This window comes from Stenotrophomonas sp. HMSC10F07 (assembly GCF_001807895.1).
Taxonomy (GTDB): domain Bacteria; phylum Pseudomonadota; class Gammaproteobacteria; order Xanthomonadales; family Xanthomonadaceae; genus Stenotrophomonas; species Stenotrophomonas sepilia.
This window is the reverse complement of sequence record NZ_KV791457.1, coordinates 1-11,251: the sequence shown is the minus strand read 5'-3', so window position 1 is coordinate 11,251 and position 11,251 is coordinate 1. Positions and strand designations below refer to the sequence as shown.

The 11,251-nt window shown below is 67.2% G+C and carries 10 protein-coding genes; 1 reads left to right on the top strand and 9 read right to left on the bottom strand.

Features of this window, described 5'->3' with window-relative positions:
- Positions 1–133: 133 nt before the first annotated feature.
- The 9 genes from recO to rpoE form a co-directional block, all read right to left on the bottom strand.
- Positions 134–853 carry a DNA repair protein RecO gene (recO, locus tag HMPREF3114_RS19645; RefSeq protein ID WP_053499700.1) on the bottom strand — a complete coding sequence of 240 codons (720 nt, stop codon included), beginning with the start codon at positions 851–853 and terminating at the stop codon, positions 134–136.
- Positions 854–871: 18 nt separating this feature from the next.
- Positions 872–1,768: a GTPase Era gene (era, locus tag HMPREF3114_RS19640; protein WP_005410599.1), complete on the bottom strand. Its 897-nt coding sequence runs from the start codon at positions 1,766–1,768 to the stop codon at positions 872–874.
- Positions 1,765–2,445: a ribonuclease III gene (gene rnc / locus HMPREF3114_RS19635; RefSeq protein ID WP_005418230.1), complete on the bottom strand. Its 681-nt coding sequence runs from the start codon at positions 2,443–2,445 to the stop codon at positions 1,765–1,767. Before rnc ends, era begins: the two co-directional genes overlap by 4 nt.
- Complete coding sequence (locus HMPREF3114_RS19630) at positions 2,435–2,818, bottom strand: DUF4845 domain-containing protein (protein WP_014038086.1); 384 nt, start codon at positions 2,816–2,818, stop codon at positions 2,435–2,437. Before HMPREF3114_RS19630 ends, rnc begins: the two co-directional genes overlap by 11 nt.
- A gap of 37 nt (positions 2,819–2,855) precedes the next feature.
- Positions 2,856–3,650, bottom strand: a complete 795-nt coding sequence (lepB, locus tag HMPREF3114_RS19625; RefSeq protein WP_005418234.1) for a signal peptidase I — start codon at positions 3,648–3,650, stop codon at positions 2,856–2,858.
- A gap of 54 nt (positions 3,651–3,704) precedes the next feature.
- Entirely contained in the window at positions 3,705–5,498 is a 1,794-nt protein-coding gene (lepA, locus tag HMPREF3114_RS19620; protein WP_005418237.1) for a translation elongation factor 4, read from the bottom strand.
- Between the two features lie 182 nt (positions 5,499–5,680).
- Positions 5,681–7,219: a DegQ family serine endoprotease gene (locus tag HMPREF3114_RS19615; RefSeq protein ID WP_053499698.1), complete on the bottom strand. Its 1,539-nt coding sequence runs from the start codon at positions 7,217–7,219 to the stop codon at positions 5,681–5,683.
- Between the two features lie 74 nt (positions 7,220–7,293).
- Complete coding sequence (locus HMPREF3114_RS19610; protein WP_053499696.1) at positions 7,294–8,175, bottom strand: sigma-E factor negative regulatory protein; 882 nt, start codon at positions 8,173–8,175, stop codon at positions 7,294–7,296.
- Positions 8,172–8,792, bottom strand: coding sequence for an RNA polymerase sigma factor RpoE (rpoE, locus tag HMPREF3114_RS19605; protein WP_005418256.1), 621 nt, complete (start codon positions 8,790–8,792; stop codon positions 8,172–8,174). The genes HMPREF3114_RS19610 and rpoE overlap by 4 nt, the downstream gene beginning before the upstream one ends.
- 235 nt (positions 8,793–9,027) lie before the next feature.
- Between rpoE and HMPREF3114_RS19600 the strand changes: the two genes are divergently transcribed.
- A complete protein-coding gene (locus tag HMPREF3114_RS19600) occupies positions 9,028–11,091 on the top strand; it encodes a 3-hydroxyacyl-CoA dehydrogenase NAD-binding domain-containing protein (RefSeq protein ID WP_053499694.1) in 2,064 nt (687 codons plus the stop codon).
- Positions 11,092–11,251 lie beyond the last annotated feature (160 nt).

Sequence of the window (11,251 nt, the reverse complement as noted above, 5' to 3'; positions counted from 1 at the left end):
TTACGGCGTCTCCCGCAACCGGACCCACCCCGCCTACCCACGGATAGCCAGCTTTTGCCGTTGACGTTGAAGTTGACGTTGATTCGGCTTTGGCCTCGGCAGGTGCAGGGCTGCAAGCCCTGCTCAACACCCCCTACCTGCGGGGCGCCAGCTGCTCGAGCATTTCCCAGGACTTCAGGCCGCGCGGCCCCAGGTGATGGGCCAGCACCCGCCGCATCGGCAGGCGCAGGCTGGCCAGATCGGCGGCATCCGGCTCTTCGTCAGCCGCCAGCGCCAACAGCGCCGACCCGGTGGCGGCTGCCCGGCGCTCCCCGCCGCGCTCGCTCAGCAGGCGCTGCGCACCCTCCTGCGGGTCCAGTTCGTAGCGCGCCGCCGGATCGATCGGCTGGCCATCGCTGGCGCTGTCCAGCTCGAAACCCAGGCCCAGCGCAGACAGCAGCTCACGTTCGAAACGGCGCAGGGTCCAGGCCAGGCCAGCGCCCACCGCCAGCCGCGCACGCGCCTCGCCGTAGGCGAGGTACAGCTCCGGCAGCGGGTCCTGGCGCGGGGCCAGGCGCAGGGTCAGTTCGCTCAGGTAGAAACCGGCCAGCATGGCCTGCCCGACCAGGCGTGGCGCGGCATCCAGCGCCTCGGCGCTACGCAGCTGGGCCAGTTCCCCCCGCTGCTGGGCACTGAAGCGGATCCACTGCAACGGCTGCAGGGCGGCGCGCAGCACCTGGCCCTTGGCAGTGGACACGCCACGCGCAAGCAGCCCGATACGGCCATGCTGTGCGCTCAGCACTTCGACCAGCAGGCTGGTCTCGCGGTAGGCCCGTGCGTGCAGCACGAAGCCGGTGTCGTCCTCGATCATCATCGAAGCGACTACAACGCCTTACTCGTAACCGAAGGCCTTCAGCGCGGCCTCGTCGTCGGACCAGCCTTCACGCACGCGCACCCAGGTTTCCAGGAACACCTTGGCCCCGAACAGACGCTCCATCTGCAGGCGGGACTTGGCGCCGATCTCCTTCAGGCGGGCGCCACCCTTGCCGATCACGATGGCCTTCTGGCCTTCACGCTCGACCCAGATCACCGCACCGATGCGCAGCAGGTTGCCGTCCTCGGTGAAGCGCTCGATCTCGACAGTGGTGGCGTAGGGCAGTTCCTCGCCGAGCTGGCGCATCAGCTGCTCACGCACCAGTTCACCGGCCAGGAAACGCTGGCTGCGGTCGGTGATCTCATCCTCGCCGAACATCGGCGGGGCTTCCGGCAGCAGCTTCAGCACGTCGCGCACCAGCGCTTCCAGGCCATTGCGCTTCTGCGCGGAGATCGGATGCACGGCGGCGAAGTCGCGACCCTCGGTCACCTGCTGCAGGAACGGCAGCAACGCGCCCTTTTCCTTCAGGCGATCGATCTTGTTGACCACCAGCACCACCGGGATGCCGGCGTCGCGCAGCACGTTGAACGCCAGGCTGTCCTCTTCATCCCAGCGACCGGCTTCGATCACCAGCAGGCCCGCATCGACGCCTTCCAGCGAGCCACGCGCGGCGCGGTTCATCACCCGGTTCATCGCCCGCTTCTGCACCTTGTGCAGGCCGGGGGTGTCGACCAGCACCAGCTGGCCTTCCGGATAGGTGGCGATGCCCAGCAGGCGATGGCGCGTGGTCTGCGGACGGTTGGAGACGATGCTGACCTTGGCGCCGACCAGAGCATTGGTCAGGGTCGACTTGCCCACGTTCGGGCGGCCGATGACGGCCACGCTGCCGCAATGATGGGGAGTTTGTTCGCTCACTTGGAATCCAGTTGTTCTAGGACGGCCGCAGCCGCCTGTTGTTCGGCAAGCCGCCGCGAGGCGCCTTCGCCCTCGGTGCTGGCGGCCGGGTCGGCTACGTTGCAGCGTACCCGGAAGTGCTTGGCGTGGTCGTCACCGGATTCTGACACCAGTTCATACTGCGGCAACGCCTTCTGTCGGGCCTGCAGCCATTCCTGCAGGCGGGTCTTGGGGTCCTTCTCGGGCCGGCCGGAGGCCGGCAGTGCCTCGATCGAAGCGCTGAACCAGGGCAGTACCACCGCCCGGCAGGCCTCGAAACCGGCATCCAGGTAGATCGCAGCCACCACGGCTTCCACCGCGTCGGCCAGGATCGAATCACGACGGTGGCCACCGGACTTCATTTCGCCCGGGCCCAGGATCAGCCGCTCGCCCAGCTCCAGGCTACGTCCAATCACCGCCAGCGCGCCCTCACGCACCAGCTCGGCGCGGGCACGGGTCATCGCGCCCTCGTCGGCCTTGGGCCAGCGTCGGTACAACGCCTCGGCCGCCATCATGTTGACGATGCTGTCGCCCAGGAACTCCAGGCGCTCGTTGTGTGGCGCACCGGCACTGCGATGCGTCAGCGCCTGCTTCAGCAGCGCCGGGTCGCGGAAGGGATGACCGATCAGGTCACCACGTTGGAAAGGTTTATTCGGCACCGCTTCGGGTCAGGTCCTGGGATGAATCGAATTTGCCAACCACGTCCAGGTTGCCGACCAGCGGACGGCGCACTTCGTAGTTGACCTTGAGGGTCCAGCCATTGTCGCGACGGTCGAACTTCACGTTGGCCGGCTTCACGTTTTCCGAGTAATTGATGTACAGGCGCTTGAAGAACAGATCCTGGATCCGGGCCGGCTCCATGCTGCCCACGCCCGGCTCCTTGGCCAGGCTCTTCATCGCCGAGCGCACCGCGTAATACTCCTGGTACATCGGGAACAGCTTCATGCCGATGTAAAGGAAGAAACCCACCACGATCAGGACCGCCAGGAACGAGGTCAGGGTCATGCCACGCTGCGTGTTCATCGTCTTCATTGCGTTCTCCCCAGATACGCGTTGGATGTGAAGGTACTCAGTTGATGCTCGAGCCGATCCGCGACGGCTCGAAGCCATCCTTGCAGAACCAGCCCTGGCAGTTCAGCCAGATCAGGAAGGCCTTGCCGCGCAGGTTTTCTTCCGGCAGCAGGCCCCAGAAGCGGCCATCGTCGCTATTGTCACGATTGTCGCCCATCACCAGGTACTTGCCGGCCGGTACGGTCCACTGGCCCTGGCCACGCGGATAGTCGGTCTCCAGCACGGTATGGGTACGGCCCGGCAGGTGCTCGACCAGCAGGTTGGCGCCCTCGCCCTGGCCCTTGTGCCCGGCATAGATGCCCTTGTTGTCGTACTTCAGCGGTTCGCCATTGAGGATCACGCCGTCGCCTTCGAAGACCACGGTGTCACCCGGCACGCCGATCACGCGCTTGATGAAGTTCTCGCCCTTGGCCGGATCGTTGTCGCTGTGGCCGGGGAAGTGGAACACCACCACGTCGCCGCGCGACGGCTCGCCGAAGGGGACGATCTTGGTGTTGCTGATCGGCAGGCGCAGGCCGTAGGAAAACTTGTTGACCAGGATGAAATCGCCGATCAGCAGGTTCGGCATCATCGAGCTGGACGGGATCTTGTACGGCTCGGCGATGAAACTGCGCACGATCAGCACGATCGCCAGCACCGGGAAGAATGCACGCGAGTAGTCCACCAGCACCGGCTCGGTGTCGAGCAGGCCCGCGCGCTGGGCGCGGCGCTTGGCGAGGTACAGCTTGTCGGCGAGCAGGATCAGGCCCGAGGCCAGGGTCAGCACGACCAGGAGGATCTCAAACAGTTTCATTCAGGGTCCTTTGCAACGTCACCAGACGACCGGCCCCGCGAGGCCGGTGCGGGCTTACTTGTTGTCCATCTGCAGCACGGCCAGGAACGCTTCCTGCGGGATCTCCACGCGGCCGACCTGCTTCATGCGCTTCTTGCCTTCCTTCTGCTTTTCCAGAAGCTTCTTCTTGCGCGAGACGTCGCCACCATAGCACTTGGCCAGCACGTTCTTGCGCATCGCCTTGACCGTGGTGCGGGCGATGATCTGCGAGCCGACGGCAGCCTGGATGGCCACGTCGAACATCTGGCGGGGGATCAGGTCCTTCATCTTCTCGCACAGCTCGCGGCCGCGGCGGTCGGCGTGGCTGCGGTGCACGATCAGCGACAGTGCGTCGACCTTGTCACCGTTGATCAGCACGTCAACGCGCACGAACGGGCCGGCGTCGAAGCGCACGAAGTGGTAATCCAGCGAGGCATAGCCACGGCTGACCGACTTGAGCTTGTCGAAGAAGTCCAGTACCACCTCGGCCATCGGCAGCTCGTAGCTGATCTGCACCTGGCTGCCCAGGTAGTTGATGCCGATCTGGCTTCCGCGCTTTTCTTCGCACAGCTTGATGATGTTGCCGATGTACTCCTCGGGAGTGAGCACGTTGGCGCGGATGATCGGCTCGCGGATCTCCTCGACCTGGTTCACCGGCGGCAGCTTGGCCGGGTTGTCCATGTTGATGACCGAGCCGTCGGTCTTCAGGACCTCATACACCACCGTCGGCGCGGTGCTGATCAGGTCCAGGTTGTATTCGCGTTCCAGGCGCTCCTGCACGATCTCCATGTGCAGCATGCCCAGGAAGCCGCAGCGGAAGCCGAAGCCCATCGCTTCGGAGCTTTCCGGCTCGAAACGCAGCGCGGCATCGTTCAGGCGCAGCTTGTCCAGCGCTTCGCGCAGGTCCGGGTAGTCTTCGGCATCGACCGGGAACAGGCCGGCGAACACGCGCGGCTGCATTTCCTGGAAGCCCGGCAGCGGCTTCGGCGCCGGATCGCCGGCCAGGGTGAGGGTGTCGCCGACCGGGGCACCATGCACGTCCTTGATGCTGGCGGTGACCCAGCCCACTTCACCGGCACGCAGCGCCGGCAGCACCTTGCGCTTGGGAGTGAACACGCCGACGTTGTCGACCTGGTGGTTGCGGCCGGTCGACATCACCTGCAGCTTGTCACCGGCCTTGATCTCGCCCTGCATCACGCGCACCAGCGAGACCACGCCCAGGTAGTTGTCGAACCACGAGTCGATGATCAGCGCCTGCAGCTTGTCGGTGTCGCGCGGCACCGGCGGCGGGATGCGATGGACGATCGCCTCCAGCACGTCCTGCACGTTGAGGCCGGTCTTGGCACTGACCGGCACGGCGTCGGAGGCGTCGATGCCGATCACGGCCTCGATCTCGGCCTTGGCGCGCTCGATGTCGGCGGTGGGCAGGTCGATCTTGTTGATCACCGGCACCACTTCCAGGCCCTGCTCCACTGCGGTATAGCAGTTGGCCACCGACTGCGCTTCCACGCCCTGCGCCGCATCGACCACCAGCAGCGCGCCTTCGCAGGCGGCCAGCGAGCGGCTGACTTCATAGGAGAAGTCGACGTGGCCGGGGGTGTCGATGAAGTTCAGGTGATAGGTCTGCCCGTCCTTGGCCAGGTACGGCAGTGACACCGATTGCGCCTTGATCGTGATGCCACGCTCGCGCTCGATGGGATTGGAGTCGAGCACCTGCGCTTCCATCTCGCGGGCCTGCAGGCCACCACAGAGCTGGATGATGCGGTCGGCCAGCGTGGACTTGCCGTGGTCGACATGGGCGATGATGGAGAAGTTGCGGATGTTCCGCATCGAATCAGAAGACATAGGTGGCGGCGGCGCGCGGCGTCGTCAGGGTAACGGTCGATTATCGCACGCCCGGCGCCCGGCCGCGAAAACTGCCTCATCGGACCGGGTCCAGAACGGACGAAGCCCCGCCGGGGCGGGGCTTCGGGGGCGGCGCCGGCGCCGCCGAAGCGGCCCTGGCAGGGGCCTTACTGGCCGGCCTTCACCGCCACGAAGGCGCTGTTGCCGTTGGCCGTGCGGACCAGCAGCATCACCACGTCGTCCTTCTTGAAGCTGGACAACGCCCGGTTCAGGGCATCCACGCTGCCGACCGCAGTGCGGCCGACCTGCAGGATCACCATGCCCGGCGACAGGCCGGCATCGCGTGCTGCCTGGCCCTTGACCCCGGTGATGCGCACGCCTTCATTGCCGTTGAGCCCCAGCTGCTTGCGCTGGGCCGCGTTCAGGTCGCTGACGTCAAGCCCCAGCAGGGCGTTGGCACCGGTCTGCGGAGCCGCCTCGCCAGCGCCAGCCGACGGCCCGCGGGCATTGGCCTGCCCATCCTCGCTCAGTGCGGTCAGCGTGGCACTGAGCTCATGCGGCTTGCCGTCGCGGTAAACCACCAGGTTCACCTTGCTGCCCGGCGCCATCGCACCGATCAGCGGCGGCAGGTCGGACCAGCTGTTGACCGCGCTGCCGTTGACCGAGCGGATGACATCGCCCACCTGCACGCCGGCCTTGGCGGCCGCACTGCCGGCCACGATCTGGTTGACCAGCGCGCCGCGGCTGTCCGGCAGGCCCAGTCCCTGCGCCTTCAGCGAATCGATCGGTTCGACCACCGCGCCGAGCTGGCCGCGGGTGACCTTGCCGCTCTTCTTGATCTGCTCGACCGCGCTCATCGCCAGGTCGATCGGGATCGCGAAGCTGATGCCCATGTAGCCGCCGGAGGCCGAGAAGATCTGCGAGTTGATGCCGACCACTTCGCCGCGGGTGTTCAGCAGCGGACCGCCGGAATTGCCCTGGTTGATCGCCACGTCGGTCTGGATGAACGGCACGTAGCGCTGGTCAGGACCCCCCGTACTGCGACCGACGGCGCTGACCACGCCGGCGGTAACGGAATGGTCGAGGCCGAACGGCGAGCCGATCGCGACAACCCATTGGCCCGGCTTCAGGGTGTTGGAATCACCCACGCGCACGGTGGGCAGGTTCTTGCCATCGATCTTGAGCAGGGCCACGTCGTACTGCTGGTCGCTGCCGACCACCTTGGCGGTGAACTCGCGGCTGTCGCCCAGCTTGACCTTCACCTCGCTGGCGTCGGCCACCACGTGGTAGTTGGTCAGTACATAGCCATCGGGCGAGATGATGAAGCCCGATCCCATGCCACGCCCCTTGATGCTGGGACCGCCATCCTGCCCACCCGGCCCCTGCCCCGGCATCGGGAAATCAGGGCCGAAGAAGCGGCGGAAGAACTCGGGCATGTCATCGTCGCCCATCGGGCCGCGCGAGGCCTGGCGGTTGTTGCGGACGATGGTGGTGTCGACGTTGACCACGCCCGGGCCGACCTGTTCGACCAGGTTGGTGAAGTCGGGCAGGCCGCTGACCAGCGGTTGTGCAGGCGCCCGCGGCGCCGCGGCCGGCGCAGGTTGGGCCGGGGCGGCAGGCGCCGGCGCCGGCGCCTGCGCGCAGGCCACCAGGGGAAGGGTCAGGGCCAGCAGGCCAATGGCCTGCGTGCGAAGTCGGGGAGTCATCGGACGGCAACCTCCGGGTCGGATGGAAAGAGGAATACGGGCCCCGCCGACGGCGGGGCGTGAAGGCGCCCGGCTCAGTCGCGCGGGCGCGGCGGCACCGGCAGGTCGTCCTGCAGGCGCGGCTCGAACGGGTAGAACGCGGCACCGCCGGCGCGGGCCGGGAAACTGGCATTGAGCGCGCCACCTGCGGTCGGCGCCAGGCTGGAGCGCGGCCACGGCCGGGCCTGCAGCCCGCCGACCTCGCCGAATGGCAGGTTGCGGTTGGCGTTGGCCGGTACGGTCGGAGCCAGCGGTGCCTGCACGGCGGCGATGGCGCGCTGCGGAGCGTCATCGCGCTGGGCGGCACGCGCGGCCTGCTGGCTGCGGGTTGCACTGGCGCGGCGGGCGTCCTGGCGACGGCTGGTAGCAGCCATCGCCACAGCCGGCGCCGCCGCCACGGCCATCGCGGCGGTATCCACCGATGCTTCGGTCACCGGGGCCGGCGAGGTCGGCGCCGGCGGCAGTTCCGCCTGGCTGGCGATCACCTGGGGGGCCAATGGCTCGCCGGGAGTGGCCTCCTTCAGCTTCTCGCCCCCCATGAACAGGGCGACCGCAGCAACCGATGCGGCCAGAGCCGCGCCGCCGCCCCAGGCCCGCCAGCCACTGCGACGTACCTGGCGACGCGGCTCGGCCTGCGACGTTGGCTCGGCCGCGATGGCGGCAGCCACGGCGGCACTGAACCCGGCCGGAGCCAGTGCCGACGCCTGCCCGCGCATCACGTCGCCCAGCAGCTGCCAGCGCTCCTGGCAACCGGCCAGCTCGGGGTCGTGCTCCATCCGGCGCAGCAGGAAACGCGCTTCATCGGCGCCCAGCTCGCCATCGACCAGGGCCGACAGCTGCTCGCGATGGCGCTGGTCCAGGCGCTGCCCGGCGGGCGATTGATGGTTCTGCGATTCGTTGAACGGGTTACTGGTCATACGCGGCTCTTCTCACGGGTGGCGCTGCCGATGTCCAGCAGCGGCCGGAGTTCGGTGTCGATCGCCTCGCGCGCCCGGAAGATCCGTGAACGCACCGTGCCGATCGGGCACCCCATCTTCTGCGCGATATCCTCGTAGCTCAGGCCTTCCACCTCGCGCAGGGTGATCGCTGACCGGAGTTCTTCCGGCAGCGCGTTGACGGCCTTCATCACCGTCTGTTCCAGCTCCTGGCGCATCAACTCGCGTTCGGGCGTGTCGGTGTCACGCAGGCGCGTACCACTGTCGAACTGTTCGGCATCGCCGATGTCGATGTCATCGGTCGGCGGCCGTCGATTGTGTGAAGCCAGGTAGTTTTTGGCGGTATTCACGGCGATTCGATGCAACCAGGTTGAGAACTGGGCATCGCCACGGAAACTCCCGATCGCGCGGTAGGCACGGATGAAAGTGTCCTGGGCGACGTCCTGACATTCGCTCCAGTCGGCGATGTAGCGACCGACGAGGGCCACCACCCGATGCTGGTACTTGCGCACCAGGACATCGAAGGCGGCACTCTCGCCGTGCTGCACGCGCCGGACCAGTTCCAGATCCAGCTCCTGTGGTGTATCAACCTCGGCCATGAGGGGCCGCACTCCTGTCAGCCCAACCGACGTCGGGCAATGAGACTGCCAATCCCGGGAAAAGTTCAGTCGCCGATCACCTGGCGCCGCACCAGCTTTTAACCACCGTTCCGTTAGCGTCCCGGTCCACGGCCATGGATCCGGGGGCGCCACTCCCCTGCTATTGGGATTTGACGCGAGGGAAACAACCTCTGGATCATAGCCGCTTCTCCATACACAACCGGATGGAACGTCCATGCTTTCAGGCTTCGATGGTCTCCGCTTCAGCCACTGGCACCCCGAGATCCGCGACGACGGCGTGGTGGTTCTCTCCCTGGATCGTCAGGACAGCAGCGTCAACGCGATGTCGCAGGACGTGCTGCTGGAGCTGGGCGACCTGCTTGAGCGCATCGCGCTGGACCCACCCAAGGGCGTGGTGGTCCAGTCGCTGAAGAAGGCCGGCTTCATTGCCGGTGCCGACCTGAAGGAGTTCCAGGAATTCGACCGTCGCGGCACCGTCAATGACGCGATCCGTCGTGGCCAGGCCACCTATCAGAAGCTGGCCGAGCTGCCCTGCCCCACCGTTGCGGCGATCCACGGCCACTGCCTGGGAGGCGGCACCGAACTGGCGCTGGCCTGCCGCTACCGCGTGGCGTCCAATGACAGCAGCACCCGCATCGGCCTGCCGGAAACCCAGCTTGGCATCTTCCCGGGCTGGGGCGGCAGCGCCCGCCTGCCGCAGTTGGTGGGCGCGCCGGCGGCAATGGACTTGATGCTGACCGGCCGCACCCTGTCGGCCTCGGCCGCGCGTGGCATCGGCCTGGTCGACAAGGTGGTGGCGCCAGCGGTGGTGCTCGACACCGCCGTCGCGCTGGCGCTGTCCGGCACCACCCGCCCGTTCAAGCAGCGCGCGACGGCATGGGCCACCAACACCTGGCTGGCACGCAGGCTGCTGGCGCCGCAGATGGTCAAGCAGGTCGCACGCAAGGCGAAGAAGGACCAGTACCCGGCGCCGTACGCGCTGATCAGCACCTGGCAACGCAGTGGCGGCAAGCCCATCCAGGCCCGCCTGGACGCCGAGCGGCGCGCCGTGGTCAAGCTGGCCAGTACACCGACCGCGCGCAATCTGATCCGTATCTTCTTCCTCACCGAGCGACTGAAGGGCCTGGGCAGTGGTGATTCCGGCATCCGTCACGTGCACGTGGTCGGCGCCGGCGTGATGGGCGGCGACATCGCCGCGTGGGCCGCTTACAAGGGCTTCGAGGTGACCCTGCAGGACCGCGAGCAGCGCTTCATCGACCCGGCCATGGAACGCGCACAGGCGCTGTTCGCCAAGAAGGTGCGCGACGAAAGCAAGCGCCCAGCCGTGGCCGCACGCCTGCGTGCCGACCTGGAAGGCAATGGGGTTGCCCAAGCGGATCTGGTGATCGAGGCGATCATCGAGAACCCGGAAGCCAAGCGTGCGCTGTACCAGACGCTGGAACCGAAGATGAAGCAGGACGCCCTGCTGACCACCAATACCTCGTCGATCCCACTGGTGGAACTGCGCGATCACATCCAGCGCCCGGCGCAGTTCGCCGGCCTGCACTACTTCAACCCGGTAGCGCAGATGCCGCTGGTGGAAATCATCCACCACGATGGCATGGCGCCGGAGACCGAGCGCCGCCTGGCCGCGTTCTGCAAGGCGCTGGGCAAGTTCCCGGTGCCGGTGGCCGGCAGTCCGGGCTTCCTGGTCAACCGCGTGCTGTTCCCGTACATGCTGGAAGCCGCCACCGCCTACGCCGAAGGCGTCCCGGGCCCGGTGATCGACAAGGCCGCAGTGAAGTTCGGCATGCCGATGGGCCCGATCGAACTGATCGACACCGTCGGCCTGGACGTGGCCGCCGGCGTCGGCCGCGAACTGGCACCGTTCCTGGGCCTGCAGATTCCGGCCGCGCTGCAGACGGTGGAACCGGACAAGCGTGGCAAGAAGGATGGCCAGGGCATCTACACCTGGGAAAACGGCAAGCCGAAGAAACCGGACGTGGCCAGCGACTACCAGGCCCCGGCCGACCTGGAAGACCGCCTGATCCTGCCGCTGTTGAACGAGGCAGTGGCGTGCCTGCACGAAGGCGTGGTGGCCGATGCGGACCTGCTGGATGCCGGCGTGATCTTCGGCACCGGTTTCGCCCCGTTCCGCGGCGGTCCGATCCAGCACATCCGTGCGGTCGGTGCCGATGCGATCGTCGAGCGGTTGAAGGCGCTGCAGCAGCGCCACGGCGACCGTTTCGCCCCGCGCCCGGGCTGGGACAACCCCGCCCTGCGCGAACCAGTGGTTTGAGTTGATCGGCCGGGCCTGCGGCCAGGCACCCGCAGAGGCAACCGCCGAAGCAAAAACCAGAGCCAGAGCCGGAGCAACAGCCGGCTCTGGCTTTTCTGTTTGTTGGGCGGGGCGGTGTCGGGGTGCGGGGACGCCGTAAACCCGTCCTTGGGGGCTTGGC

Excerpts from the sequence above, each read along its gene's own strand:
- lepB (WP_005418234.1), bottom strand. The coding sequence starts at position 3,650 with ATGAAACTGTTTGAGATCCTCCTGGTCGTGCTGACCCTGGCCTCGGGC.
- HMPREF3114_RS19600 (WP_053499694.1), top strand. The coding sequence starts at position 9,028 with ATGCTTTCAGGCTTCGATGGTCTCCGCTTCAGCCACTGGCACCCCGAG.
- HMPREF3114_RS19630 (WP_014038086.1), bottom strand. The coding sequence starts at position 2,818 with ATGAAGACGATGAACACGCAGCGTGGCATGACCCTGACCTCGTTCCTG.
- lepA (WP_005418237.1), bottom strand. The coding sequence starts at position 5,498 with ATGCGGAACATCCGCAACTTCTCCATCATCGCCCATGTCGACCACGGC.
- rpoE (WP_005418256.1), bottom strand. The coding sequence starts at position 8,792 with ATGGCCGAGGTTGATACACCACAGGAGCTGGATCTGGAACTGGTCCGG.
- recO (WP_053499700.1), bottom strand. The coding sequence starts at position 853 with ATGATGATCGAGGACGACACCGGCTTCGTGCTGCACGCACGGGCCTAC.
- HMPREF3114_RS19615 (WP_053499698.1), bottom strand. The coding sequence starts at position 7,219 with ATGACTCCCCGACTTCGCACGCAGGCCATTGGCCTGCTGGCCCTGACC.
- HMPREF3114_RS19610 (WP_053499696.1), bottom strand. The coding sequence starts at position 8,175 with ATGACCAGTAACCCGTTCAACGAATCGCAGAACCATCAATCGCCCGCC.